At 36.9% G+C, this 26118-nt stretch carries 25 protein-coding genes, 1 rRNA gene and 1 pseudogene; 19 read left to right on the forward strand and 8 right to left on the reverse strand.

Annotated features, from left to right (window positions below):
• The 6 genes from J7E66_RS02835 to J7E66_RS02860 all read left to right on the forward strand — a co-directional run.
• Nucleotides 1–560: SDR family NAD(P)-dependent oxidoreductase (locus J7E66_RS02835; protein ID WP_214997940.1), on the forward strand; the 560-nt coding region annotated here is incomplete at its 5' end.
• A gap of 298 nt (nucleotides 561–858) precedes the next feature.
• Nucleotides 859–1821, forward strand: coding sequence for an aldo/keto reductase (locus J7E66_RS02840; protein WP_214997941.1), 963 nt, complete (start codon nucleotides 859–861; stop codon nucleotides 1819–1821).
• A 72-nt stretch (nucleotides 1822–1893) separates the two neighbouring features.
• Nucleotides 1894–2100 carry a hypothetical protein gene (locus J7E66_RS02845; protein WP_214997942.1) on the forward strand — a complete coding sequence of 69 codons (207 nt, stop codon included), beginning with the start codon at nucleotides 1894–1896 and terminating at the stop codon, nucleotides 2098–2100.
• A 219-nt stretch (nucleotides 2101–2319) separates the two neighbouring features.
• Nucleotides 2320–2712, forward strand: coding sequence for an aldo/keto reductase (locus tag J7E66_RS02850; RefSeq protein ID WP_214997943.1), 393 nt, complete (start codon nucleotides 2320–2322; stop codon nucleotides 2710–2712).
• Nucleotides 2713–2715: 3 nt separating this feature from the next.
• Nucleotides 2716–3081, forward strand: a complete 366-nt coding sequence (locus J7E66_RS02855) for a hypothetical protein (protein ID WP_214997944.1) — start codon at nucleotides 2716–2718, stop codon at nucleotides 3079–3081.
• Between the two features lie 677 nt (nucleotides 3082–3758).
• On the forward strand, nucleotides 3759–4580 hold the full coding sequence (locus J7E66_RS02860; protein WP_214997945.1) for a squalene/phytoene synthase family protein: 822 nt from the start codon (nucleotides 3759–3761) through the stop codon (nucleotides 4578–4580).
• A 450-nt stretch (nucleotides 4581–5030) separates the two neighbouring features.
• Here the strand turns inward: J7E66_RS02860 and J7E66_RS02865 are convergent, their stop codons facing one another.
• The 6 genes from J7E66_RS02865 to J7E66_RS02890 all read right to left on the reverse strand — a co-directional run bounded on the left by J7E66_RS02865 (nucleotide 5031) and on the right by J7E66_RS02890 (nucleotide 10157).
• Nucleotides 5031–5555 (reverse strand): RNA polymerase sigma factor, encoded by a 525-nt coding sequence (locus J7E66_RS02865; protein ID WP_214997946.1) that lies wholly within the window; start codon nucleotides 5553–5555, stop codon nucleotides 5031–5033.
• 60 nt (nucleotides 5556–5615) lie between these two features.
• Nucleotides 5616–7571, reverse strand: coding sequence for a DUF6449 domain-containing protein (locus J7E66_RS02870; protein ID WP_214997947.1), 1956 nt, complete (start codon nucleotides 7569–7571; stop codon nucleotides 5616–5618).
• Nucleotides 7546–8445 carry an ABC transporter ATP-binding protein gene (locus J7E66_RS02875; RefSeq protein WP_214997948.1) on the reverse strand — a complete coding sequence of 300 codons (900 nt, stop codon included), beginning with the start codon at nucleotides 8443–8445 and terminating at the stop codon, nucleotides 7546–7548. Before J7E66_RS02875 ends, J7E66_RS02870 begins: the two co-directional genes overlap by 26 nt.
• Before the next feature lie 19 nt (nucleotides 8446–8464).
• Nucleotides 8465–8827: a GntR family transcriptional regulator gene (locus J7E66_RS02880; RefSeq protein ID WP_214997949.1), complete on the reverse strand. Its 363-nt coding sequence runs from the start codon at nucleotides 8825–8827 to the stop codon at nucleotides 8465–8467.
• Nucleotides 8828–9596: 769 nt separating this feature from the next.
• Entirely contained in the window at nucleotides 9597–9893 is a 297-nt protein-coding gene (locus tag J7E66_RS02885; RefSeq protein ID WP_214997950.1) for a hypothetical protein, read from the reverse strand.
• 18 nt (nucleotides 9894–9911) lie between these two features.
• Nucleotides 9912–10157 carry a hypothetical protein gene (locus J7E66_RS02890; RefSeq protein WP_214997951.1) on the reverse strand — a complete coding sequence of 82 codons (246 nt, stop codon included), beginning with the start codon at nucleotides 10155–10157 and terminating at the stop codon, nucleotides 9912–9914.
• Nucleotides 10158–11325: 1168 nt separating this feature from the next.
• Here J7E66_RS02890 and J7E66_RS02895 point away from each other — a divergent pair.
• The 5 genes and pseudogenes from J7E66_RS02895 (at nucleotide 11326) to J7E66_RS02915 (ending at nucleotide 16028) form a co-directional block, all read left to right on the forward strand.
• Nucleotides 11326–11514, forward strand: coding sequence for a hypothetical protein (locus J7E66_RS02895; protein ID WP_214997952.1), 189 nt, complete (start codon nucleotides 11326–11328; stop codon nucleotides 11512–11514).
• Nucleotides 11515–12220: 706 nt separating this feature from the next.
• Complete coding sequence (locus J7E66_RS02900) at nucleotides 12221–12664, forward strand: JAB domain-containing protein (protein ID WP_214997953.1); 444 nt, start codon at nucleotides 12221–12223, stop codon at nucleotides 12662–12664.
• 681 nt (nucleotides 12665–13345) lie between these two features.
• Nucleotides 13346–13606 (forward strand): HPr family phosphocarrier protein, encoded by a 261-nt coding sequence (locus tag J7E66_RS02905; protein WP_214997954.1) that lies wholly within the window; start codon nucleotides 13346–13348, stop codon nucleotides 13604–13606.
• 486 nt (nucleotides 13607–14092) lie between these two features.
• Nucleotides 14093–14596 carry a hypothetical protein gene (locus J7E66_RS02910; protein ID WP_214997955.1) on the forward strand — a complete coding sequence of 168 codons (504 nt, stop codon included), beginning with the start codon at nucleotides 14093–14095 and terminating at the stop codon, nucleotides 14594–14596.
• Between the two features lie 452 nt (nucleotides 14597–15048).
• Nucleotides 15049–16028, forward strand: a pseudogene (locus tag J7E66_RS02915) (GerAB/ArcD/ProY family transporter).
• Between the two features lie 1208 nt (nucleotides 16029–17236).
• On the opposite strand, the gene J7E66_RS02920 reads toward J7E66_RS02915, so the two are convergent.
• Nucleotides 17237–17473 carry a YolD-like family protein gene (locus tag J7E66_RS02920; RefSeq protein ID WP_214997956.1) on the reverse strand — a complete coding sequence of 79 codons (237 nt, stop codon included), beginning with the start codon at nucleotides 17471–17473 and terminating at the stop codon, nucleotides 17237–17239.
• A 760-nt stretch (nucleotides 17474–18233) separates the two neighbouring features.
• Between J7E66_RS02920 and J7E66_RS02925 the strand changes: the two genes are divergently transcribed.
• Together J7E66_RS02925 and J7E66_RS02930 are read left to right on the forward strand one after the other, a co-directional pair.
• The gene (locus J7E66_RS02925; RefSeq protein ID WP_308162447.1) at nucleotides 18234–18623 is read left to right on the forward strand and encodes a JAB domain-containing protein; all 390 of its coding nucleotides are present in this window, start codon (nucleotides 18234–18236) and stop codon (nucleotides 18621–18623) included.
• A 117-nt stretch (nucleotides 18624–18740) separates the two neighbouring features.
• The gene (locus tag J7E66_RS02930) at nucleotides 18741–19070 is read left to right on the forward strand and encodes a hypothetical protein (protein WP_214997957.1); all 330 of its coding nucleotides are present in this window, start codon (nucleotides 18741–18743) and stop codon (nucleotides 19068–19070) included.
• An 867-nt stretch (nucleotides 19071–19937) separates the two neighbouring features.
• On the opposite strand, the gene J7E66_RS02935 is transcribed toward J7E66_RS02930, so the two are convergent.
• Complete coding sequence (locus tag J7E66_RS02935; protein ID WP_251032730.1) at nucleotides 19938–22157, reverse strand: YhgE/Pip family protein; 2220 nt, start codon at nucleotides 22155–22157, stop codon at nucleotides 19938–19940.
• Between the two features lie 801 nt (nucleotides 22158–22958).
• Here J7E66_RS02935 and J7E66_RS32535 point away from each other — a divergent pair.
• The 6 genes from J7E66_RS32535 to J7E66_RS02960 form a co-directional block, all read left to right on the forward strand.
• Entirely contained in the window at nucleotides 22959–23456 is a 498-nt protein-coding gene (locus J7E66_RS32535) for an ArdC family protein (protein WP_308162448.1), read from the forward strand.
• Nucleotides 23453–23806 carry a zincin-like metallopeptidase domain-containing protein gene (locus J7E66_RS32540; RefSeq protein ID WP_308162449.1) on the forward strand — a complete coding sequence of 118 codons (354 nt, stop codon included), beginning with the start codon at nucleotides 23453–23455 and terminating at the stop codon, nucleotides 23804–23806. The genes J7E66_RS32535 and J7E66_RS32540 overlap by 4 nt, the downstream gene beginning before the upstream one ends.
• A gap of 120 nt (nucleotides 23807–23926) precedes the next feature.
• The gene (locus J7E66_RS02945; protein ID WP_214997959.1) at nucleotides 23927–24124 is read left to right on the forward strand and encodes a hypothetical protein; all 198 of its coding nucleotides are present in this window, start codon (nucleotides 23927–23929) and stop codon (nucleotides 24122–24124) included.
• 348 nt (nucleotides 24125–24472) lie between these two features.
• The gene (locus J7E66_RS02950; protein ID WP_214733367.1) at nucleotides 24473–25006 is read left to right on the forward strand and encodes a hypothetical protein; all 534 of its coding nucleotides are present in this window, start codon (nucleotides 24473–24475) and stop codon (nucleotides 25004–25006) included.
• A 230-nt stretch (nucleotides 25007–25236) separates the two neighbouring features.
• Nucleotides 25237–25503 carry a hypothetical protein gene (locus tag J7E66_RS02955; protein ID WP_214997960.1) on the forward strand — a complete coding sequence of 89 codons (267 nt, stop codon included), beginning with the start codon at nucleotides 25237–25239 and terminating at the stop codon, nucleotides 25501–25503.
• A gap of 440 nt (nucleotides 25504–25943) precedes the next feature.
• Nucleotides 25944–26118 (forward strand): 16S ribosomal RNA (locus J7E66_RS02960); the annotation flags it as partial.

The following is a 26118-nucleotide window of genomic DNA, read 5'->3' on the forward strand; positions in this document are numbered from 1 at the left end:
AATCGTATTTAACTGAGGGAGTGGAACAAGTAAAAAATGATTTTGGTAAACTAGACGTACTTGTCAATAATGCTGGTTGGGCACCAATTACACCACTTGGAAAAATTCAAATGTCAGAATACGAAGCAGCTTTTGACACAAATGTTCGAGGAGTTTTAGATTTAACACAACAAGCACTTCCTCTTTTAAAAGAAAGTAAAGGAAATATTATTAATATCTCCTCAACCGTAGCTAGACAACCTTTAGCTAATATGTCTGTTTATTCAGCTAGTAAGGCAGCTCTTAAAGCGATGACAAAATCTTGGTCGAAAGAATTGGCACAAGTTGGTATTCGCGTAAATGCGGTAACAGTTGGTCCAATTGAAACACCTATTTATGATAAAACAGATTTGACACCTGAAGAAGCGAAAGCACATCACGATAATGTTGAAAAGATGATTCCATTAGGTTATTTTGGACAACCAGAAGATGTTGCTTATCCTGTCTTGTTCTTGGCTTCAGATAAATCTCGCTTCATTACTGGTGCGGATTTGGCAGTGGATGGTGGAATGCTTGCTTAAACGATGAAGTATATTGGTAGTTTAATCGTTTAGTAAATAATCAAAGTAGACAAGACTAGAAAAACTTGTCTACTTTGATTCTTTTTATGGATTTGTAGGACGAACTGGTTCTAAATTAAAATGTTACAACCAAAAAATTTAAAACTATTTACTTCGTGTTACTCGAAGGTTGTATGCTTGTAATTATTCAAGGCTGAAATTAAATCCCTATGATAAATCATGTAAAGTTAGAGGGCTTTATTTCGAAGTCTTCGAATGACTTTGGTTTTTCAAATAATGAAGAAAGGCGTGATGCGCAATGAAATTAGTCAAATTACAAAATGATAAAATCCCTACGATTGCTCTTGGTACATGGTCATGGGGCACTGGTGCAATCGGTGGGGATGAGATTTTTGGAAATTATTTTACAGAAACGGATTTAAAGCCAGTATTTGATGCCGCGATGGATGCTGGATTCAATTTATGGGATACAGCTGCTGTATATGGGATGAACGCTTCAGAGAACATTTTGGCAAGTTTTATCAAAGGCAGGGAGGATGTGCTAATCTCCACTAAATTCACTCCACAAATGGCAGGAGACAATGACAACGCTGTTGAGGAACTTCTGGAAGAAAGCCTAAACCGGCTCGGCGTGGATTACGTGGATATTTATTGGATACACAACCCGGCAGATGTGGAAAGATGGACACCAAAACTTATCCCTTTAATGAAAAGTGGAAAAGTGAAACATGTAGGGGTCTCCAATCATAATCTGGACGAAATTAAATTGGCAGCCAGTATCTTGGCGGAAGAAGGACTGAAAATCTCAGCTGTCCAAAACCATTACAGCTTACTTTACCGTTCATCGGAAGAAGCAGGAATTATTGATTACTGCAATGAAAATAATATGGTGTTCTTTTCATATATGGTACTGGAACAAGGTGCATTAACTGACAAATACAATTCGAAAAATCCTATGCCGAGTGGCACCAGAAGAGGCGAGGCATTTAATACAGATGTGCTTACTAAGATCGAAAGTTTAGTCCAAGTAATGAGAGAAATCGGCATTAGACACAATGCATCAACTGCACAAATTGCAACAGCTTGGTCCATTGCAAAAGGAACGGTACCGATTATTGGTGTTACGAAAACGTCGCATATTGAGGATGCAATAAAAGCTGCCGAGGTCAATTTGACAGCACGGGACATCCTCGAACTTGAAGAAGCGGCAAAAGAAACTGGCGTTGAGGTTAGAGGCGATTGGGAAAAACCTATGATTTAACATCTCAATGAATCAGTCTACTTTCGCAGCTATTGCGAGTTACATGACAGAGAAATTACAAATGAACTATTGATGCAACGTTATCAAATTGATTCGGCAAGCGCATATCATTGTGCTAATCTTGTATCTACTGATGAATTTGCTCAAAAAAAGGGAGCAATTATAATTACAGGTGGAGGTTTTGCAAAAACTTTTCAACCGATTTTGGCTTTAATTCCACTATGTATAGATAAAGCAGCATTAAATGCAATGAATATAGTATTACATCATAAAACTTGAACCACGAGGTATATTTGTTGGCAGTGTTCTTGTAAGTGGTGTAATTGAGCCAAATACGCATTATGAACCAGCGTTAATAGTTGAAGTTTATTGGAAGATGTCACAGAACGGAAAGAATATGAAGTAGTTTATTAAAGATACACCGAAGGAGACTTATTGCAGAGATTCTTTGAAAGAAACGCTGCATGCTTATAAAAATAGAAAATGGAGGACACCACAATGGAATTTACAACACTCAGTAACGGAGTGAAGATGCCAATGGTCGGCTTCGGTGTGTATCAGGTTCCAGACGCTGCACAGTGTGAACGGGTTGTTCTGGATGCGTTCCATGCAGGTTACAGATTGGTAGACACCGCCGAAGCATACATGAACGAGGAGGCTGTTGGTATTGCACTAAAAAAAAGCGGACTGAAACGGGAAGATGTTTTCATCACATCAAAAATCTGGATTTCAAACTTTGGCTATGAGAAGACAAAGAAAGCCTATGAAGCAGCACTTAAGAGATTGGATATGGAGTATATGGATTTGATTCTTCTGCACCAGTCTTTGTCGGATTATTACAGTGCATGGAGAGCCTTGGAAGAGCTATATAAAGAGGGAAGTAAGAGGTGACATGTGAAGAATTTTCTTATTTCAATTTGTACATTTTTTCTACTAACAGGCTGTTCAAGTGCAAATTCATCTTCAGTTAAGCAAAATAATACGCCCACATCATCAGAAACTAAAACGGAAGAATGGCAAGTTAGCCCTTCCTTTACGATCCCTAAGCCAGGTCCAAATGGAAAAGATGTACCTTATGGTTTACGAGGGGTTAAAGGCAAGTTTGCTATTGTTGATGCTCCAGTTAAGGCTGGGACAAATAATAAGCAGTTACCTCATTTTTGGGGAGGAACACCAGAAAAGACGGAACAACTATTCAATAAGAAGGTGAAAATAATAGGAACGAGTAAAGAGGAAGGAAAAAACTGTTACAGCTTTTGAAAGCTCTATTGGTGTCCCGAACGAAGATATAATAAAACCCCCACATCACTATGCTGAATCTGTAGGTTATTTGAATTTACCTTCAAAAGGAATTTGGAAATTGGATGCCTACATTGAAGATAACCTGTTTGGTAGCATTATAATTGAAGTCCAATAAAGTTTTTTGTAATTGGGGTACAGCTAACGAGCAGGTAAGGGTGAAAGTACATTTGATAATCCTTATAGCGAAAGATAAAAGAAGCTTTGTTTAACTTCTTTTATTTTTATTCAATTAATGGTGCTTTACTCATAAGGGGTAAAGCCTTTTTTTATTCAATGTAACGGGGAAAATTAGTCCGTTTTTGTTGCAAATAAAAAAACTCCATATGTATCAATTGCATTTACTTTATTAAGATTGTGAAAACCATTTTTAGCATCAAGATAAATAAAGGAAAAATTTATTTATAGTATAAGTTCAATAAGTGCGAGCTGCCTTCAACAGTCTTTGCTCTTCCGTTATCGGGCGCATTACTTGAACAGCCGGGCTGCCATAGCCGGCTGTTGTTTCTTCAACAAGATGGCAGGTTTATTGAATAACAAGGGCTCAAATTTTTTGTTAGGACTTTATTATTAAATATTATATATAGGGGATAATACAAATAAAATTTACATACAACAAAAAAGGGGACAATACGGAGATGAGTGAAGCAATCAATTTACATAGAAGTGCGATTGACATGCTGGCGGCGACAAGCCGGACTTTCTTTATTCCTATTAGTCATCTACCGACGGGATTGCAAGAGGTTGTTACATCTGCTTACTTATGCATGAGAGCTATTGACGAGATTGAAGATCATCCTCAACTTCGATTGGAATCCAAACATAATCTTTTAAATTCAATAAGCCTGCTCTTGAAAAAGCCATTCAATAATCAGGAGTTAATGGCCTTATTTTACGCTTACAACTCCATCCTACCCGAGGTTACCTTGCGATTTAGCGATTGGATAAAGCTTTGTCCACCAACAATTGTAGAAAACATTTCGAATGCAACATCTATTATGGCGAAGGGAATGGCTGACTGGGCTTTAAAAGAGTGGAGGATTCGGAATCAAGAAGATTTGGATGAATACACATTCTACGTTGCAGGTTTGGTAGGAGTCATGCTCTCAGATATTTGGAAGTGGTACGATTCTGTTGAAACGGACAAAGATCTAGCTATAGCCTTTGGTCGTGGCTTGCAGTCAGTCAATATTATTCGAAATCGTGCTGAAGATTTAGAACGTGGTGTTGATTTCTTTCCCGATGGATGGGAGTTAGAAGATATGTTTATGTACGCTCGACGTAACTTAGCATTGGCTGACGTTTATTTGAAGGATATTAAGCCCGGTCCGATCCTTAATTTTTGTGAAATCCCTTTAGTGCTTGCTCATGGTACACTTAATGCTTTAAAAGAGGGAAAGGAAAAAATGAGTAGAGCTACCGTAACTGAAATAGTTAGTCGAGTGGTAAATAAAAAATAAAACATTAAAATTTAAAATACCTTAATGTTTCACTAACGGGTTTCTTTTCTTGGGAATACAATCTTCCATAATCGGGCGCTTTAATTGAATAAAAGGAGAACATATATTAGTCATGTATAATATATGTTCTCCTTTATTTTTTAAGGTTTTTTATAATTTAGGTATTGATAAAAGAGCGCCTTTCTGTCATTCCATACGTGTCGCTTCGGCACTAAATGAACCGATAACCACGGTCTGTAACTCACGCCTACATTCCGTAGGTTCCTGTTCCATTTACGGCTTACGCCGCCATACCGAACGAGGCCGAGAACTGAATATTAAAAGATTGAAAGATCAAAAGAATAAAAGACTCCTCGTTTTGTCTATCACATCTTTTAGGGGTAAATGTTCAATCTTTTATTCCATGAAATACCTATACCTTTACAAAAAATTCAAAAATAAATTAGCCAACTAGAGTGCAACCTGTTCTAACTGAATCGTTTTCTGTAATTGTTTCCTAGCTCGATACAACCGGGTCTTTACAGTCGTTGGTTTAAGCTCTAGCAAGCTAGCGATTTCATTCTCCTTAAGCCCGTATTCAATTTTTAAAATGAGAACGGCTTTATAGTCGTCTGATAAATGATGCATGATTCGGATGAGGTCTTTTTTAAATAGCCGAAATTCAACCTCTTCTTCTGTATTCAACCGGATGGAAGTCTGTCCATAAACATGGTCTGTTAATGATTGCTCTGTTGGTATACAGTTCATTCTTTTTTCTTTTCGAAGGAAGTCTATTGCGGTTCTAGTTACAATTGCACATAACCAGGCGCCGATTTTTTCTGAGTCTTCCACTGTTTCGATGTTTTTATAGGCTTTTATGAAAGATTCTTGAATTACGTCTTCGGCAAAGAACCGATCCCTTGTGACCGAATAAGCAATATAAAATAAACGCTTGAAGTACATGGAGAATAATTGGTCAAACTCAATATGAGCCAAGTCGACCCCCCTTTTTTAAATAAAATATTTTCCTACAGTTTGACGCCTTTTTGATCTCTATTATTTGATTTGTGCCTTTATAAAGTCTGGCACGTGTTGATCATCAAAGTAAAGAACTTCATTGTAGTTGCCCTGTTTGTAATAAAACACAGCAAAATAGTTTCCGGGTCTGCCACTTGCGTTATCCAAAGAGTTCTGAATTTGTACTTTATCCGTTACTTGTAAACTACCTGGTAGCTTTTCAATTTCTTCCACCCTTTTTTCTCGCCCCCCCGAATTGTGCAAATTATTTTCGGCTACAAGGACATGGTCAATATCTCCGGAAGTCACTTTTGCTAGTTCCAACCATTTCTTTTTTTTCAACCATATATTGAATTTCTTATAAGATGGTTTCAATTCCATGTTCACCATGTGGTTTTTTCCCATTTGGATTTCAATGTTTGAACCTCTAGCTTGGAAATAAATGTTGTCCTCATAGGTTTCTGCCAGTACATCTGCCTTCAAGATCGAAAGCGCCTCTTTCACATCTTTCGGATTGGAAATGGTTGCTACTTTATTAACAGGAGCATTAGGTCTAATTTGGATGGTCTCAACTTTGCTTTCCTTCACTCTAAAAATTGCATTGGAACTTTGCTTGTATTCTTTAGATTCATAGATTGGTTTATAAAAATCTTCATATAGAAGTTTATTTATTCTATATTGGCGGATGACTTTATCCCCGTCTTTCATTTCATATTCAAAAAAGGCGTTTTCATAAGGATAAACTTTTTCTTTTGGATTTATTTTTTTATTAGCAAGGATCTGCATATGCAGCTTCCGAACCGCCTCAATGTTGTCTTTTTCAGTCAATGGTTTGGTGGGAGTATTAAAGAACATTCCATCTTGGTTTGAATAAAAATTCGCATTGTCAGAAAGCAGCACACTCTTGAGTTCATCTTGTTTGGGAATCGTATTTTCATATATTCCAAGAGATTGAACAACCGTAACCATGATGAGAATAATGGCTGCATAAATAGCAAGGCCTTTAATCTCTCTGAAAACACGCCATGTTTTTCTCAGTACCATTTCAGCGACGAAGTATCCAATTCCCGCACCAACCGCATATCCAAAAATTGTCCAGCCAAAGTTGCTGTACGGAACCTCGCTAAAATATACTCCACCGGTTAACATTGTACAAAAGGTCGTTCCATATTTGAAAATCGAACGCAATTTTGAAAAAGCGATCGCCTCAGAAGCGGGTTCTAGTTTTCTTTTTTTATAGAATAATAGCGCTAGCATATAAAGGATGATCGATAAAATAATGTAAAGTACCACATAGTGCCAATGAAAAGGTCTGCCATCAAGGCCGGCTGCGTAGGTGATTGGTGACATCTTTTCCAAATCTTTATTGAGAAAATAGTCGCTTGGAAATCCATAGAGTAAAATCCTTAAATTTACTAACACCAAAACCGTGACTCCCATTGGGAATAAGAGGAGAATATAGGAAAGAACGGCCTGTACGGCTGATATTCCTGTCATCATGGCTATAAAAATTCCGACAGTATACAGAAGTAGATTCACAAGGATGGTGATTCCTGCCCAGTAGAAAACATCGTTTGCTCCAAAAATGTCGTTAAGATCTAGGGTAGCATGAATAACCAAGAGAAGAATGGAGATGATTACGACTGGTACGATCAGAAACACGATTCCGGTTATCGCATAATGATGGAATATCTTCTCTCTTTTTAAAGGCAAACTATGTATTAGGTCTGCCGACTGCTTTACCTGAAGAAATCGAAATATAAACACTGCCAGCAAAATGGGGATAATGATCAATAAACTAAGCTGGATAGTAAATCCAAAATGAAAAAGGCTATTAATCTTCGGGTATTGTGTTTTTTCATCTGTATACAACATCAATATGGTGAGGGGCAGTGCAAATAACAGACCAAGAAAATATACAATGGAGATCCATCCTGTGGTTCGTCCAACCTGAAGGATGATTTCTTTGTTAAACAATGATATTTTTGATGGCATAACCGATATCCCCCATTTCATAAATAAAGATTTCTTCAAGAGTAAGAGGAAGCAAATCAAAAATAACCGGGTTCGTATTCCGGATTTGTTTCGCAATGGCATCCTCTTCGCCTCTTATAATGAATAGGAAAACACTCCCTCGTTTCTCTGTATGTAGAGGACTAAGTCTTTTTAGAATATTCTCCGGAACTCCCTCTTTATAAGCTACCTGCACTTTATGGATGTCTGATTTCAGTTCATCCAGCTCTTTTTCCATGATAAGCGTTCCTTTATGGATGATCCCGATATGGTCACAAAGATCTTCAATTTCACGGAGATTGTGAGAAGAGATCAGGATTGTCATTTCCCTGTCAGCGACATCCTGGATCAGTAGATTCTTTACTTTTTTTCTGACAACAGGGTCAAGGCCATCCAACGGTTCGTCAAGAATCAAAATCTCAGGCTTTGCCGAAAGGGCAAGTAGGAAAGCTGCTACTCGCTGCCAGCCTTTTGAAAAAGATTGAATTTTTTTATTCAAATTAATTTCAAATAGTTGTGCAAGCTTTTCAAAGCGTTCCTCGCTCCAGCTGGGATAAACACTTTTATAAAAACGAGCCATCTGCATGGTTGTATAATGAAACAAAAAATAAGGCTGATCCGGTATGTAAAAGATTTTCTGCTTCAGTCTGACATTTTCATATACTGGCTGGCCTTCAATGGTAATTTCACCCTCCTCTTGCCGGTAAATCCCTGCCAGAAGCTTAATGAGTGTTGTTTTTCCTGCACCATTAGATCCTATTAACCCATAAATGGATCCTTTTTGAATGGATAGGTTAATATTTTCTACCGCTTTAAAATGATCAAATCTCTTACTAACATTCTTCATTTGAATCATTGCTTTTGCCTCCCCCTTTTTAAGCGTCTAAGTTTTGGATTAATTCTAATAGCTCTTCAATAGAAACACCAAGGTACAGAGCCTCAAGTAGCAGCTTTTCAATGTCTTTCTTAATTGCCTCCATCTTCTCGTTGTTTTGCTTCTGATTGTTTGGATTTACGAAGCTTCCTTTGCCTTTTATGGAGTAAATAAAGTTTCGAGTCTCGAGTTCTCTGTATGCTTTTTGAATGGTATTTGGATTGATCGTGAGCTGCTGTGCGAGTGAACGAACCGATGGAAGCTGTTCATCAGGCCTAAGCACTTCATTTATGATCAGCTCTTTCAGTTTATCCACTAGCTGTTCATATATGGGTTTACGGCTCCTCATATCTAGCTCAAACATAATAACCCCCAATCTGTACCAACCGTACTATTAATCGTAATACAGCTAAATTATATTCCAAGCATTTCCAAAAAGAAAGTATTTTTAATAATTTTTTAAAAATATTTCCTTTTTTAGGATTGTTTAAGGACGATTTAGTCAAATTTTCATTGGCTAGCCGTAGGGGTTAACGGGTACTTATTTCTATCATCCATAGGGTTTGATTGCCGAAACCACATATATGTATATGGTTTAGATATGTTTCCAGGCCTATTCAGCATGCTTACTTTTCTATCACTTGCTAGTTTTATAACAAGGATCATTTCATACATAGTAATTTAGGTTGTTAGCTTGATGGGCATGTGACGCTACCCCTATTGGTGAATTTTAATTCTGGATTCAATCAAAAAGAAAAAGTCCTACCTAAAGAAGCAGGACCCAGTTACACTGTTTATTTCTTTTTCTTGCGAAGGGAATCAGCGAGAGCTTTAAATAAATTAGAAAGTAAGTCTTTCCCTTTCTCATCCCAAAATTCCTTTAACCAATTTTCCATAATATTGCCTCCTTTTTTCTCTACATATAATAACGGGATGCGACGAAATGCAGTAAAAATTGAAAGACTGCATCATATAAAGGTTTACAGGTGTTTGTACTGCTTTATTAGAAGAAGGCAGCAGGAAAACGTGATTAAATCAACGTTTATAAAAATGCCTGGAAAGGTGGGTTAATATAAATACAATCAACTTTATCTTTTTAAGCTTCAAATTTCTGCTAAAAACAAAAAAAGAGCTCAACGGCTCTCAATTAGCAGATATTCGACTGATTTCAAGTAGGAATTTAAAGCTTTGCGGTGTTCCCAAAGAAAACTAATAATTTCATTCTCATTTATCGGATGTTCCTTCATATCCCAAAATGAATTGTTTTTTCTGTAAAAGGTAAATCCTTCATTGGGATAACACATAACAGTGAGATAGCCCTTATTTTTCGTATCTTCAATGGTAAGATAATGTTTTGTGCCGTCCCATTCTGAAAGAGCTTGAAGGTGTCTTAGGAAGTCTTCAATGTCAGACTTTTTCTTAATAACCATGGGTCCACTCCCTTTCAATTATTTAATTTTTAAATTCGACTTAATTGTTATAGGTTCCTGCTTTTGTGGGACGATTTTCACTTTTAACGTCTGTAAAAACTCATTAAAAGACGGTGCCTGCATGATCTTGAAGGAGTATGAGCCGTCGATGGCGTAACGCTGATCTGATAGGATTAGAACGTGCGGGAATACTTTTTTATCTACTGGTTGCCAAGGTTCATTTTCGATAATCCTGCTATTGAATAAGTCTAAATATCGGTCCATTTTATCCTTCATTTGCTTTTCAGAATAGATACTCTTCTGCACTTCAACAAAGAATGGTGTTCTCTATAGATACAAAACACATCAGGCTCAGCGGTGCCTTTGTTCCCGTACTTGGGCTCTACCAAAAAAGAATACCCCTTAGTGAATGTGGATGAAATTGTATTAACCTGAAATAGGTCAGAAACATTTGTGTTTAGGGTTTCTATTATGAAATGAAATGTTTTGAAATTGCTAAAATGAAAGAACGTAAAAAATACGGTCTTAAAAGGCATCCGTAGTGCACGTTAATTCTCATAACGTTAATATATCAATGTTTACAGCCCTTCTGACTTATTAGTTTGGGGGTCTTTTTTTATGCTTTAAAAATTTTTTGAGATGAGAATAATTTTTGACCATAATTTTCACAAATCATAGTTCGATGTAAATCATGTTCAATGTGCTGGATAGACATTACCATTACAAAAGACAATTAATAGATAATTATTTGTATGTAACTATTATAAACTAGACATATAATATACATTACACGTTCATTTTTCATCATCTTATCGCTAAAATGTGAATCTTTAAAAATACGAAAAAGGAGAAATCGGAACCGAAAAGTGAAAAATCTATTGCTTTTGATTACTTTCTCCTTTACTAAGTTCAGGGGCTTTTTTTTTTTGAGTTCAGAAGGTATTCGGAAGGTTAGGAGAATGTTCAGAGAGTGTTATAAGGATAAGAACATATTTTGGGCGGCAAGCACTACGGACTGATCAGAAAGAAAAGCGTCTTTCTGTCATTCCGTACGTGTCGCTTTGATACTAAATGGACCGATAACTACGGTCTGTACGGCTAGCACCTACATTCCGTAGGTTCCTGTTCCATTTACGGCAAGCCGCCGTACCAAACGAGCCGAAAACTTAAAGACCTTGGGCCTCTCGCCCAAACCCAGCCAACGGAAGCCCGTTGGATCGCATTATACGCTCGGACCCTATTAATCTCCTTCTTTGTTCTCTTTATTGTAATCGTTTGCTCAAAAGGGCAGTCAAGGGTGCTACGCTAGCGCTTCGCAAAGTTTGTGAACTTTTTTAAGAAGAGCGTTTAAAAAACTTCACAAACTTCAAGCCCATTGACAGTCCGCTTCGCAAAGATTCTTAGAGGTCAAACAAACAAGGAGTGATGGAGAATGAAAACAGGTTTTGATGGCTTGAAGGTAGCAATCTCAAGCACAGGATTTTATGTAGGTAGATATTTTCAAGAGGATGAAGCCATCACACAATTTGTCCGACTAACCGATGATTTCAGCAGCAAACAAGAAGCTGTCGAATGGATTGAATCCATGATGGAAGAAGTCGCAGAGAGGAGAGAGGGGTAAGTTCCTCTCTTTTGTTCTTTATATTTTAAAAAGTGTACCGTACACAATGGAAAATTCCCGGCTACGCCAGGAATCATGTCGCTTGCTTCGCTTTGCTCCTAATGATGGAATGTATGCTGGCGGCTTTTTGGGGACATCGAATCCCCAAAAAGGCCGACTGCCTCCATGCTAACGCAAGGAGACAGTACGCTCTTTTTATTCTCAGTCTTTCTATCGAAATCCTGTTGAATAAAAATCGCTTTTCCTTATTGAAATGCTCGGCATCGAGCCTCGCCTTTCATCCGATGCTGCTCCCTTTCGGCAGCTATTCGCATCGGACGCTCAGGCCGTGTTTTTTAATGGCAAAAGGGCATCGAGAACTTTGCCATTAGGCGTCTTATACCTGCGGTAGACTGCCACGCTCGGACGGTAGTGAGCCTTCTTTGTTCTCTTAATTATAATGAATGGGCTTATGACCGCGTGAAGGGCGGGCGCCAGGCAAACAAAATCGGCAAAGCCAAGTAGGCTAAGGGGCAGTAAGGAAGCAAAAAACGCTCCCCAACTGCCCCTAAGTCATTGGGCTTCACTCGATTTTGAACGACAACGGGCAAAAAGAAGGCCCGTTGCCTATGCCTGACTGGCAAGTTCGCTTCTTCGTAAGCGAACCCTTCACACGGTTTGCGCCCATCATTGCTTCCTTCTCAAACAAAGAAAGGAAGTGTTACATATGGAAAAAGTTTACGAAATTCAACGCATTAAACAAGTCATTCAGGAGGTAGAAGGAGGAGAACACTACATCGTTCGTTCCCCTGAAGATGGCGCGAAGATTGCTTCTCAATTTATTGGTGATGATGAACGTGAAGTATTCTTTGTCATGTGCCTGAATACGAAAAATCGTGTGGTTGCTGTCCATCGCTGTCATGTCGGAAGTTTGAATGCAAGTATCGTTTCGCCAAGAGAGGTGTTCAAGTCCGCCATCCTGAATAACTGCGCATCGATCATTGTCAGTCACCAGCATCCATCGCATAATTGCAATCCGAGCAATGAAGATATTGAAGTCACGAAAAGATTAGTGGAATCAGGTAAGATTCTAGGAATCGAGGTCCTTGATCACCTAATTGTAAATGCCGATGCTGAATACTACAGCTTGAAAGAAAAAGGCAAAATGTAAGACCCGAAGGAGGGGGATTTTCTCCCTCGTCTTTGTTTTTTACATTGTTTTATGTGATTTCGTCTTGTTTGGAGGCATCGAGCCTCCAACAAGACAGCAGCACCCATGCTGCGCATGGATGCTGTTTTTAAAGAATTCTTGCAAGAGTTACAGAATCTACTTTGGCGGCATATTACGGACTGATGAAAAAGGAAATGCATTTTTCTTTCATTCCGCCGTATCTGTTTCTTTGGCTCGAGAACCAAAGGAAAATTATTTCAATGAAAAACAGTTTGCTGACTTCTTATCTTAAAGCCGAGGAAAAATGCCGAAACATTCTTTTTTATTTTTTTAAAGGAAGGACTGAATCCTATACAAAGGTACAATTTTATTTATTATTGTAAATTTGGTATGCTAATTTTTTTTTGACTTATAGTTTACTTTATTAATATCTTTTTCTATTTTTTAACTTTTTTAAATGAAGATCATTAAAAGATGTTCCAAAACGGTCTTCATAAAGAAAAATCTTTATAAAAAACGCTTTTTCTACAAAAAAACCCTATTGTTATAAATTGATTTCCAATTTATAGTAATATTATAAATACATATATATGTAAAAATCACCTATGCATTTCCTATTACAGTATTTGAATAACCGAAAATTAAAATAATAATGAAGTTATGTTTTAGGTGGTGATAAAAATGAAAAAAGAGGTTCCTGTTACCTTGACACAAGATTTTAATCATCATGATCAATTAATGCAATTGGTTCAAGAAGCAAATCGATTCAATAGTTATATCCTCATTAAATACAAAAATCTTCAAATAAATGTAAAAAGTTCTCTCAGTATTAGGATATTAATGATTTCAAAAGGAGAAAAGATTAATATTTATGCGGAAGGTAATGATGCTGAACAAGCAATAGATCACATAACTTCTTTTTTGGTGTTAAAAAGAGTATAATATCAGGCGAAATTCAATGCCCCTATAACTTACGAGTTGTTGATCATTGCTGTCCGTTTCGCGAGACAACTAAATTGATTTAAATTAATAATCGTAAAAAAGAATTGGGCTATTAACTAAGGTTTTAAGTGGAACCCCTTATTTGATTAGACTAAACCATTAAAAGATAACTCGATTACAATTGTTGATGGGTAAAATTCTCGGTATCGAGGTGTAGATCATCTCATTGTAAATGCGGATGCTGAATACGACAGCATGAAAACAGAAGGTAAAATTTAAGATTCAAAGGAGAGGGTTCGCCCTCTTCTTTATTTTTTTCGTTTTTTTTATGTTAGATCATCTTGTTTAGTGCATCGAGCCCCAACAAGACAGCTGCATCCATGCTGCGCATGGATGCAGCTTAAAAAAATATATAAAGGAGTTTGTGTTGACTTTGTCAACGTTTTATTTTATTGTTAAGTTGACTAAGTCAACAGGAGGTGAAAGATGAAACTCTCAACTAAACGAATCATTGAAACGTTCCCGAAATTTAAAGGTAAATTAAAGGCTTATGAGAACATCTTATTGGTGGAAGAAGCAATGGAAGGATTAACAGACGTTGAAGCTGTATTTTTAAAATTAGCCTGGTTCTTTGAGGAAGCCGAACAGGAAAGCTTTAATATCGGATTATTATATCACCATTTAGATAATGAATGGCTTGAATTCGCGTTAGAATTAATGAGTCAGTTCTTTAGAGAGGATACGTATTTAATTCAAAAACCTACCCATTCCATTCTCCGAGAAACGTCGGCTGATTATTTTAATCAAAAGCAGTTTGCTGATTTCTTATCGGAACATGGATTGAATTATGACAAACGTAAATTAAATGTGTATTACAGTCGAGGGAAATTGCCGAAGGCGGATGTTAAACTTGCAGGTACCCCCTATTGGAGTAAATCAACAGTTGGGGAATTTTGTGAACAGGAGAAGGAACGATTGAAAAAAAATTAAGTAAATCTGTGCATTAATGAACTTAAACCAACGGACTATACGGCTTTTGCTTCCATACCGAACGAACTGAAGCCGGAAAATCAAAAGATTGAAAGATCAAAAGAAAAAAGACAAAGTAGAGCAGTCGAATGGCTGCTTTTATTGTTTTATATTTCCCTTTTGCCTTCCGAATCGTAAAACAGCGAAATCTTTCTAACTATGTTTTGAGGGCAATCTTAGTGAAGACAATAAAATAATAGGTATTAAAAGTCTAAATAAAAATCTACAACGTTGGAGGAATTCAAGATGTTGGAAATGTAAAAGTGAATGCATATTCCTGCATTTTAGAGATTAGAGCAAATCTATTATGGGAAGACTTGTATAGGTTATAACCCTTAAAGGGGGGAGATTATGGTATGGAGAAGATAAAAATTAATGGAACTCAAATGTTTATGCTAGTCGTATTATTTGAGATGGGAAGTGCCATTGTTGTTGGCATTGCTGCTAGTGCAAAACAAGATGCATGGATATCAATAATGCTTGGGATGGCAGCAGGCGTTTTACTTTTTTTTGTTTATAATCGTCTTTATCAGTTTTATCCAGATCTTCCCTTAACGAGTTACGCTCAAAAAATAACAGGGAAGTGGATTGGTTTAGTGAGTTATTAACAACAACAATGTATACTAATACGCCGCAGTTGGTTCTTAATTCTCTATTGATTTTAATCATTATGTATGCTATAAAAATGGGTTTTGAGGTGATTGCTAGGATTGCTCAGCTCTATTTTGGATTTATCTATTTGGTAGCAATTGCCGGGTTTCTTTTAATTTTAATGTCCGGAATCCTTCATTTGGAAAATCTAAGGCCGGTTTTAGAAAATGGGTGGAAGCCAGTACTGAAAAACTTTGTTGGTCAGACCTTGGTATTTCCTTTCGGGGAGATGGTGGTGTTTACAATGCTCCTTCCCTATTTAAACGAACCAAAAAAGGCAAAACGTGTATGCATTGGAGGGATTGTTTTAAGCGGGGTAAACATTGCAATTACAATTGTTTTCAATATTGCCGCGTTAGGAATTGAGCTTTTTATTCGTTCACCATTTCCGTTACTTGCCACGATTGGTAAAATTCAAGTAGCGGATTTTATTGAGAGGCTTGACGTATTTTTTATGCTTTATGTAGTAATAGGCATTTTTTTTAAAGTCACTATATTGTATTTTGCTGCAGTTATCGGGGTAGTTGATATTTTCAACTTGAAAAACAAAAGTAATATTGTATTTCCAATCGGACTAATAATCTTATTTTCTTCAATAGCTATTGCTTCCAATTTTACCGAACATATAAAAGAAGGATTTGTGTTTGTATCAATCTATTTAGCATGGCCCCTTCAAATAATCATGCCTGTTTTATTGATGATTTTAGCTATTTTTCAAAATAGGAAAAAAAGTCATCCATAAGCACCCCTTAAAGTAGAGAAATATTTGTACATGGAATAGAAAGGCGTGTTGAAAGGATTAATCTTAATTGTCGATGAAAGCAAAAGAAATAGCAGAAATGGGAGATATTTTTTATATGAATGGAATCAAAGCAGAATTGAAGTTTGAAGGAAATAGAACCATTGTGGCACATAAAAATTAAAAGGTTTTGATTGTGCATGATGTGAAAGCAAACGTCATATATACACGATTTTAAATGAAGTGATTCCTTTTGATGTTATAAAGTGTTTTAACTGGGATAATAAGGTTGGACTGTGCCACTTTTTCATTAAGTAACAGCAAATATATAACTATAAGAAATTTTTACCGAAAATTCAATTTAAATTTGGAAATGTAAGCGTTTTCTATTATAGTGAATAATGTGTTGGATGGCATGCGTGGCCGTCAGCGTATCTGGCGTAGGTGGGGCCGGTACTAGGGACAGATGTAGATTGTCCTTATAATAAAATACTTAAATGTTCGATAAGTATGTGGAAAATGGGTGAATGAGAATAATAAGAAAAACTTCATATCAATAATAGATACTGGGTCGATTAAATCGCTATCCAGTTTTTTATTGGGAATTAATACTTCAATATTTAGAAACGAATTTTACGACACGGTTCCTTCTCTAAAAAATTTTACGATATGAAATGGGAAACGCTTGAAATGATTATCCTCTAATTGTGGATCATCATTGTTATGTTTGCACTTAACCATATAACAGCCCTTCTCAGCTTAAGCATATGATTTCTACATTTTGCTGGAAGGGCTAAATATTTTAACTAGCGGAAACACTGAAAACTGTTCCCCGTTACATTCGTTGTATTTCATTTATTTTTTCGTTTTCCATTAGATTTAATGTACTCCTTGTGTATCTATTGGAAAAAAATAACACTAGGATGAAAAAAATCAAGCATCCACCCATTACCAACAAGAAACATTGCAACCCTATAATGAGAACTGAAAAATCCATTCAAATCCCCCTCGTATAATGACTTGTCTTTTAAGTATTTCTATGAATGTTAAAAAATCCCCTGCTATTGAAGCGAAATGATGTAATGATTTGTTCTTTTTCTGATGAGTATTTTATTTGACTATTAAATTAGTTCAGGGAAAAGAAATTAAGATTGAAAGTGGATCTCAGTTCATCCTGAATTTGAATTGTTTTCTTTTGTGGACAATTTTTGTTACAAATCCAACGAGTGAAGTAAAAAAACGTTTGTCCATGTGGTAATTTCTAATAGCATTTTGGTGTCCATGCTTTCAGATAATAGCCGTTCCATCTCTTCTATTTTTGTTTCATCGAGATGTGGTCTAGGAGTTTTATCATCATCTTGCCAAAGATCCTTCAACATTTTTATGGTTTCGGGCATGAAAAAGCCATTCCATTTCTTCATTCCTCGATCTTTATGATCTTTATTCATTAAAAGTTTCCCCCTTTCTATTTTATTGCAGGAACATTAGTTCTAATTTTTGTGAGACATCTTTCAAAAATGTTGGGTACTCCTACATCCTCCTTCCGTTTGTTGACAGTCATGCAACCTTAAGGCTGCGGTTTTTTCTTCAGAAATAAGGACGTTACAATCTAGGTTAAAGGCAGACAGAACGACTTTGGGCGGCAGCACTACGGACTGATCAGAAAGGAAAAAGCACCCTTTCTGTCATTCCGTATGTGTCGCTTCGGCATTAAATGGACCGATAACCACGGACTGTACGGCTCACGCCTACATTCCGTAGGTTCCTGTTCCATTTACGGCTTACGCCGCCATACCGAACGAGCCGTAAATCGGATAATCAAAAGATTGAAAGATCAAAAGAATAAAAGACAAAAGGAGAGCAGCCGAAAAGGCTGCTTTTATTGTTTATTTTTCCCTTTTGCCTTCCGAATCGTAAAACAGCGCAAGCTTTCTAACCTTCTAGCCGGTAGGAACCCGAACCTTTCCGGCTAGAAGGTTAGAAGGATAGTCAATCAGTCAAGGGGCAAAAACCTTTTTTGCTTAAAGGCGCTATCGCAACAGCAAAAAACTTTTTGTGCGAAGAGCGCCCTTGACCCATTGCCTATGCGTGTTTTTCGTTCTACTTGCAAAAGGGGAAAAATCATCCCCCTTTGGGGAACAAATTCGCTTCGGACCCAAAAAGAAAAAATGAATGAAAAAAACAAAAAATGAAAGGGAGTTTTGCAAAATGGAATTTATGTCTATCTTTGAAGTCGTACGAATCAAACAAGAAATTAAGGAATCCTCTGAACCGTTTGCACAATATGTCATTCGTTCACCGGAAGATGCTCAAAAATTAGCTGCTTCTTACATTGCGGATGAAGACCGAGAAGTGCTTCTAGTTATGATGCTCAATACTAAAAATCAGGTAGTTGGGTTACATAGAGCTCATGTAGGAAGCTTGAACGCTAGTATCATCCATCCTAGAGAGGTGATGAAATGCGCTATTCTCAATAATGCGGCATCCATTATTGTTAGCCACCAGCACCCAAGCGGAGACCCAACTCCAAGCAAAGAAGATATAGAGGTTACTAAAAGACTTGCAGAAGCAGGGAGAATTTTAGGTATCGACGCTTGACCATGTCATTGTCAGCCATACCGGTAAGCATGTCAGTCTAAAGGAGAAAGGCTATCTATAAAAATACCAAAATAGCAAGGGGGAGATTTCCCCTTTGTTTTAAAGGGGAGAGTTAACATGACCATTATCGTATCTGATTTTTATAAAGATGAGGCACAAGCAATTGAAAACGCAGGTCTACTAGTGGAAATCGACTATCATTTATTTGAATACGGTTGTAAGCCGAAGAAAATCTATATCCTGCCATTTTTTGAGGCATCAAATGAAAAATATAAACCCACAAAAAATACGAGATTTTATCCGTGTAAAAAACGGAACAGAAACAACATCGGCTGGATCAGCGCCGATGTTTTTCGCGAATGGATTAAAAAACATCCGTTTTTTCTTGATCATATGAGCAGGCTCGAGCCTGCTAGACGGTTGCTGACGCAACCTTTTGAAAGATGATTCGAGGAAGAAAGGAAACCACTTGCCACGGCAAATGGTCCTTTCCATAATTAAGTGATCTTCCGTCAAAACTTCTAAAGATTTATTGGATTCCTGCATGAAAAAGTCCTGAAATTTTTCATTCCACGGTTATCTTATTCATTAAAAGGTTCCCCCTTTTTATCTTAACTGGATTATTTGTTCTTATTATTCAAGGAATATGTTTCAAAAATTTTGGATATGCATACATTCCCCTTTCGTTTTATGCCAGTCATGCAGCCTTAAGGCTGCGGTTTTTCTTCAGAAATAAGGACGTTTTAATTTAAGTTAAAGGCATACAGAACTACTTTGGGCGGCAGCACTACGGACACTGATCAGAAAGGAAAAATGCATCCTTTCTGTCATTCCGTACGTGTCGCTTCGGCATTAAATGGACCTATAACCACGGACTGTACGGCTAATGCCTACATTCCGTAGGTTCCTGTTCCATTTACGGCTTATGCCGCTATACCGAACGAGCCGAAAAACAAAAAATCAAAGGATTGGAAGATTAAAAGAAAAAAGACAAAAGGAGAGAAAGGGAAAGTTGCACCCTTGACAATCTATATCCAAAAGGACCTTTCGTTTATAAGTTGAACAAGGAATAACTCTATTCATTGCTGAATAAAGAACCATTTAAAAATATTTGGGCGTGGTGGGTTGACAGTTTCGTTTAACCAGTTCAATTAGGGATTAAAGAAAAAATCAAGGTTGTTGTTACTATATATTTCGTTATATTGGAGGTCAAATATTAAGGATTATCAATTAGAAAATAAGTTAATATAAATAAGCCCATTATCTCTATAAAAAGAAATAATGGGCTTATTCATTTACATATAAAAGATTTGCTTAAGCGGCAGGGATGCTTTTCTTTTGTCTTAATTGAAGAACAAAAAATAAGAATGTAATAGCATTAAAGACAAATCCAAACACGGCTAACATTAGTGCATGGCTCCATACATCATGCAGATCATTTCCAATCGAGATAAGGTCACGAAATCCTTTTATCGCGTACGTCATTGGAAGGAATGCATGTATGTGTTGGTAAAATGGAGGTGCTAAAGCTATAGGGAATGTCCCAGAGCTGCCGCCAATTTGCAGTAAGAGTAGAATGAATCCAAGCATCTGTCCAATTTTTCCGAAAATGGTACAGAGCATTTGCACCAAAGATAGGAAAGTAAGACTCGTCAAAATTGTAAATAGATATAAGCCCCATACATGTTCAACTTCTAGGCCCATGCCTTGGATAAGTATAGTTACTGCTAGAATGGATTGAACCAACCCAACCATAATAACTACACTGTGCTTACTGAGAAACCAAGAAGCCCCAGATGATGGTTCTAACGGTGTTTCTTTAAGTTGATAGGTAGAAGCGAAAAATAATGCACTAGCCATCAAGCCTATAGCCAAAATATAAGGAATTAAGCCAGCTCCATAATCATTTACCTCACTGATTTTGTGAGATTCCAACTTTGTTGGATTAGAAAACATGTCAAAATTTTTATCATTCAATTTCAGTTCATTCGCTTTTGTAGCACCGGATTGTAACGAAGAAAGTAATTGACCTGTTCCGTTAGATAGATGGGAAGCTCCTTTATATATTGATGCGGAACCATCTGCAAGTTTTTGAGAGTCTTCACTTAACTGATTTGCATTTGAGTTAAGTTTTTCAATCCCTTTCACAAATGGATTGCTTGCATTTTCGATTTTTAAAATACTGTCTGAAACAGCGCTGGTTCCATTCGTTAATTTGTTAGCACCACTATGTGCTTCGGCTAACATTTTGTTAAATGTCCCTAGATTTGAACTAAAGGTATGTTGCCCTTCAGCCAATTTTTTAGCGCCTTCAACCATCGATAGTTGTCCTTTTGCAAACTGATCAAGTTGACTCTGCACTTGCTGTGAACCTTGTGAAACGGTTAACAGCATAGACTCGAATTCAGTGATTCCTTGTTCTAAATCAACCGGCGCTCCTGTGGTGGAAGGAGACATGAAATGATCCAAATTCGAAAGCAACTGTTGTTTCTCTTGCTCTGAAAGACTTTTGCTTGTATTGATAAGCTCTTTTTGTTCTTTAATTAGTTGGTTCTGGCCTTGAATAATTTGTTGTAAGGAGTTCAGTTGGCTTATTATTTCAGGCTTTTTTTCATTTACATCCTCTAACGCGATCAAAAGTGGGTCAATTTTTTCTTGAATCCCAATTGTACCCTGGTATGCCTGCTGTAAGTTTCCTTTAAGATCATTAGCTCCTTGTTCTAATTCTTTAGAGCCTACGGTAAGATTTTCGCTAGTTTTGTTAAGGACACCCAAGCCATTTTCTAAATGATCCATACCACTATCAAGTGTTTGAACCCCGTTAGACAGTTGGCCAATTTCCGTTTGAAATTGTTGTGTTCCATTGTATACCCTTTGTGTGCCGTCTTTAAATAAGACGGTGCCAACAGCTAATCTCTGCAAATAGTCTTGTAGGGTTTCGGAAGCATTTGTAATTTTGTTGGCAGCCTGGTCAATTTTATTCGCTCCGTCAGTTGCTTTTTGTAAATTATCACCTACTTGATTTAAACTATTAAATAATGTGATGGCATATTGTTTTGTGATAGAATTTGATATTTTCTCATTGATTTTACTCATTCCAGAGGTTGCTATCTTTGATGCAGTATAGTTTTTCCCTGGATTTGTGTAATATCTCAACCCCATTTTACTAGGATGTTCGTCTAACAAGGATGATCCATTTTTAGAGAAATCATTTGGAATTTCGACTACCATGTAAAAATCTTCATTTTTTAATCCTTTAAACGCTTCTTTACTATTAGTAAATGTCCATTTAAACGAGTGATTCTGTTTCAAATCATGAACCAAGTCTTTTCCCAACTGCAAATTCTGCCCAGCAAATGTTGATCCCAGATCTTTATTTACGACTGCAATTGGAAGGTCCCCAGTTTTAGAATAGGGATTTCTAAAAGCGGATAGAAAAATGCTGCTATAGAGCAACGGTATAAAAAGAATGGCTATCAATGTTAATCCAGTTTTGCGATGGCTGAAAATATTTCTCCACTCGCCCTTTATCATATTCAACTATATTTTCCCCCATTGTTCCCAGGTACCAATTGTTTTTTGTAGGACCCTTATTTCATAGGCTAATTTTACTATAAAAAGTCCTTGGATGTTAGATACTTCATTTTTCCATTTTGAATACTTTTTATATTGACCCAATTCACCTTCTGGAAACGATTAGCCCACATTGTTTAAAATCTTGGCTAAAAACATACCGAACGTACTCTGGGCGGCAGCACTACGGACTGATCAGAATGGAAAAAGCACCCTTTCTGTCATTCCGTACGTGTCGCTTCGGCATTAAATGGCCCGATAACCACGGTCTGTACGGCTCACGCCTACATTCCGTAGGTTCCTGTTCCATTTACGGCCGCCATACCGAACGAGCCGAAGACCGGATAATCAAAAAATTGAAAGGTCAAAAGAATAAAAGACAAGAGGAGAGCAGCCGAAACGGCTGCTTTTATTGTTTATTTTTCCCTTTTGCCTTCCGAATCGTAAAACAGCGCAAGCTTTCTAACCTTCCAGCCGGCAGGACACCCGAACCTTTCCGGCTGGAAGCTAAGAAAGCGAGTCAATCGGTCAAGGGGCAAAAAAGTTTTTTGCTTAAGTACGTTATCGCAACAGCAAAAAACTTTTCGTGCGAAGAGCACCCTTGACCCATTGCCTATGCGTGTTTTTCGTTCTACTTGCAAAAGGGGAAAAATCATCCCCCATTGGGGAACTTACCCGCTTCGCAAGTCAAAAGGAAGAAAATCTAAAGACCAAACATTAAAAATCGAAAAACCTTTAGAAAGTCAAAGGAGGAAAAACCAAATGACAAAAAGCGTTTATGAAATCATTACAGAAAAAATTATCGAAAAATTAGAAAAGGGGGTTGTACCGTGGCGCCAGCCGTGGACCAATTCCAATGCGGTGAACTGGAAAACACAAAAACCATACCGGGGAATCAATATTTTTCTAGTGGAGCCGGGGGAATATGCATCAAAAAAACAGTTAGAAGCAGGTGGACGAATTAAAAAAGAGGAATTAAAAAATTCTCATATCATTGTCTATTGGCTTTGGAAAGAGAAGGAGGAAGAAGAAACAAAGGAGAAAAAACCTTTTGCGAAACCTTTCTATTACCGTGTTTGGGAGATTAATAAACAGTGTACCGGCTTAGAAAGTAAAAGAAGCATTGAAACCTTTGATCATGATCCTATTGATAAGGCGGAGGAAATTTTTAAAGGATATATCAACGCACCAGATTACACGTTTCATTCAGGTAAGGCAGTTTATTACCCTACATGGGATAGAATTATTGCCCACCGATAAAAGATTTTAAGGTTCCGGAGGAATATTATTGCACCCTTTTTCATGAACAAATACACAGCACTGGACATAAAAGCCGATTAGCACGCCCAGGTATTATGACTGAAGGTGTTGCATTTGGGGATGAAATTTATTCAAACGAGGAATTAGTCGCGGAAATGGGCGCGGCGATGTTGTGTGGAGTGGCTGGAATTGATAACAGTACCATCGAAAACAGTGCAAGCTATATCAATTCGTGGTTACGAGCTTTAAAGAAAGATAGTCGATTAATTTTACAAGCAGCTGCTCGAGCACAGAAAGCAGCAGATTATATTTTAGGTGAAACAAAGGAACATTCGATAGACGAAAACTAAAGGGAATTAGTCATTCATAAAATCACAAGCACAACTATCACCGGTTGATCTGCCAGCCGGTGAAAGGTACATCGAACAGGTTGAACTAAATCATAGTATGCTATAAAGGAGTGAAAGAATATGAAGGTTTTTCAAGTAATTTATTTTGCAAATGGCTTACAAAGAATATCGATTGTAGTGGCCACAAGTAAAGAAAAGGCAGAAAAAATGGTTTCTAAAGACTTTGACAGGAAGGATCTTTACCAATTAGATCGAATCCAAGAATGTGAACTGACTACGGAAAGTATTATTCATACCGAGGTGATAGAAATTGTTTGATACAAATCCTTTGAACCTAGATGCCTTAGAATACTTGTCATTTTAACACTATTAGAGAAAATACCGGCTATATCCTAGCCGGAGAAGCTCACGTTGGAGGAAAAAAACATTCGTTTTTTTCTTGATAAAAGCAGGCATCGAGCCTGCTAGAAGGTTGCTATAGCAACCTTAAACCTTTGAAAGTTTATTCTAGGAAAAGAAGATGTTTGACAGCAGGCTGAGCTTAATAACCTTTAAAATTAAGAGATGAATGTATTCACCCTGGTGCACCTGTTCATAAACCGTTTGGAACAATGCATTTCTCATGGGTGGAAAGTTTAAATACAGGCTTAAAAGGAGAGATCAGAAATGAAAACTTGTCCATATTGCGGTAGCAAAATCGAAAAAATAAATCATGAGTATTACTATTGTGATTTTTGTTGTATGCAGCTTGATGCAAGGATTGTTAAAGAAAATCATGAACGCCTAGACGTTCGATTTCGTGATTTTGCTTTTGCTTCCTATATTGATAAGACCACACCGGAAATTATGACATTATCAACCTTTGAGCTCCTGTATTTACTTAAAATGATCCGGAAAGAGCGTAATGACATGTATCATCATATGCATGTATTTCGCAGGGCTAGTGAGGCTGGAAGTAACAATTACAAAGAAGCTGAAAAAGATTCAGGCCGCGATTATCTATATTTCACGAAAAAGGCATTTGTTGTGGAAAATATCATTCGGACCCGTTTAGGGTATGTACCGGAACGAATCTCGGAAAGTTATCTGGTAAAGTATTTGCAAAACATCAAAAACGATAAAAAAACCGGTCCTATGATTATTCGGACACAGCGGAAGGAGTTAAATAAAGAAGCCTTAATTGAGAACAAATCTAAATAAAAATAATGTAGGAAAAGTATCTTATATATAAAACTTTGTTATAACTTCCTAATAGGGAGTTTTTTTATGAGCATTATGTCAATTTTGTAGCGAAATTTAAATAAATTAACAAATTGCAATTGCATGGCCGAATCTATTGTAGTTGACATTAATATTAATAATTTCCAGGAGCGTGTTTATGCTAAGACTTTGCGTAAAGTAATATAATAGTCACGAAGGGGGAAGTAAACATGATGACTTATGATGAAATTGAAATAGGGAAGTTGTTGAAATTAGAGAAAACCCATAAATATGAACCGGGTTATATTGTTCAAGTTATCGGTAAATCAGTTGAAAACATCAACGGATTTGAAGCACAATTTATAGTGATAGAAGATCCGGAACGCCCGAATAGATTAATTAGAAAGTCGCCTTGTCTCTTCTATCCATATTTTGAACATACTGATGCAACTTCTCAATTAAAAGAATTCGATCCTCATACTAAGATGACCTATTAATTAGACATGCCACTATGTTAATAATGGTAATTTTTTTTGTCAAAAACGAAAACAGAAATATAGAAGGAAATAAAATGGAAGTATTGAGATTTTTATTATGCAGTTGTGGTATTATTTAAGAAATATTCCATTTGAGGCTGAGTTTTTAAATTAACAGTCCAAGTGAAATATTATTCAGTAAAAATATGTTGCACTGGAGCAACAGAAATGTTATCATTTAAAAGTTGCCTCAAAAAAACATATCAATTGAAGGTTGAAATATTTAAAAGTAAGTAATTTTTAGTTGATGTTGTTAAAAATGTATGATATAATATTTTTTGTCGCTTTTTAAATAGGTGATCTTGTTCTTTGAAAACTAAACAAACAAAAAACGTCAACAAACAATAATATTCATTTCTTACGAAATGAAGTCAACGTAACATTTATGAGCTAAATCAACTTTCATGGAGAGTTTGATCCTGGCTCAGGACGAACGCTGGCGGCGTGCCTAATACATGCAAGTCGAGCGAATCAATAGGAGCTTGCTCCTGTTGGTTAGCGGCGGACGGGTGAGTAACACGTGGGCAACCTGCCTGTAAGACTGGGATAACACCGGGAAACCGGTGCTAATACCGG

The organism is Bacillus sp. ISL-7 (assembly GCF_018613065.1).

Bases quoted from the DNA above. Each gene is read 5' to 3' on its own strand.
- J7E66_RS02930 (WP_214997957.1), top strand. From the start codon at position 18,741: ATGACCATTATCGTATCTGATTTTTATAAAGATGAGGCACAAGCAATT.
- J7E66_RS02900 (WP_214997953.1), top strand. From the start codon at position 12,221: ATGGAAAAAGTTTACGAAATTCAACGCATTAAACAAGTCATTCAGGAG.
- J7E66_RS02880 (WP_214997949.1), bottom strand. From the start codon at position 8,827: ATGTTTGAGCTAGATATGAGGAGCCGTAAACCCATATATGAACAGCTA.
- J7E66_RS02895 (WP_214997952.1), top strand. From the start codon at position 11,326: ATGAAAACAGGTTTTGATGGCTTGAAGGTAGCAATCTCAAGCACAGGA.
- J7E66_RS02955 (WP_214997960.1), top strand. From the start codon at position 25,237: ATGATGACTTATGATGAAATTGAAATAGGGAAGTTGTTGAAATTAGAG.
- J7E66_RS32535 (WP_308162448.1), top strand. From the start codon at position 22,959: ATGACAAAAAGCGTTTATGAAATCATTACAGAAAAAATTATCGAAAAA.
- J7E66_RS02920 (WP_214997956.1), bottom strand. From the start codon at position 17,473: ATGAATAAAGATCATAAAGATCGAGGAATGAAGAAATGGAATGGCTTT.
- J7E66_RS02950 (WP_214733367.1), top strand. From the start codon at position 24,473: ATGAAAACTTGTCCATATTGCGGTAGCAAAATCGAAAAAATAAATCAT.
- J7E66_RS02885 (WP_214997950.1), bottom strand. From the start codon at position 9,893: ATGGTTATTAAGAAAAAGTCTGACATTGAAGACTTCCTAAGACACCTT.
- J7E66_RS02860 (WP_214997945.1), top strand. From the start codon at position 3,759: ATGAGTGAAGCAATCAATTTACATAGAAGTGCGATTGACATGCTGGCG.
- J7E66_RS02905 (WP_214997954.1), top strand. From the start codon at position 13,346: ATGAAAAAAGAGGTTCCTGTTACCTTGACACAAGATTTTAATCATCAT.
- J7E66_RS02845 (WP_214997942.1), top strand. From the start codon at position 1,894: ATGCAACGTTATCAAATTGATTCGGCAAGCGCATATCATTGTGCTAAT.
- J7E66_RS02840 (WP_214997941.1), top strand. From the start codon at position 859: ATGAAATTAGTCAAATTACAAAATGATAAAATCCCTACGATTGCTCTT.
- J7E66_RS02890 (WP_214997951.1), bottom strand. From the start codon at position 10,157: ATGGACCGATATTTAGACTTATTCAATAGCAGGATTATCGAAAATGAA.
- J7E66_RS02945 (WP_214997959.1), top strand. From the start codon at position 23,927: ATGAAGGTTTTTCAAGTAATTTATTTTGCAAATGGCTTACAAAGAATA.
- J7E66_RS02935 (WP_251032730.1), bottom strand. From the start codon at position 22,157: ATGATAAAGGGCGAGTGGAGAAATATTTTCAGCCATCGCAAAACTGGA.
- J7E66_RS02925 (WP_308162447.1), top strand. From the start codon at position 18,234: ATGGAATTTATGTCTATCTTTGAAGTCGTACGAATCAAACAAGAAATT.
- J7E66_RS02875 (WP_214997948.1), bottom strand. From the start codon at position 8,445: ATGATTCAAATGAAGAATGTTAGTAAGAGATTTGATCATTTTAAAGCG.
- J7E66_RS02870 (WP_214997947.1), bottom strand. From the start codon at position 7,571: ATGCCATCAAAAATATCATTGTTTAACAAAGAAATCATCCTTCAGGTT.
- J7E66_RS02910 (WP_214997955.1), top strand. From the start codon at position 14,093: ATGAAACTCTCAACTAAACGAATCATTGAAACGTTCCCGAAATTTAAA.
- J7E66_RS02850 (WP_214997943.1), top strand. From the start codon at position 2,320: ATGGAATTTACAACACTCAGTAACGGAGTGAAGATGCCAATGGTCGGC.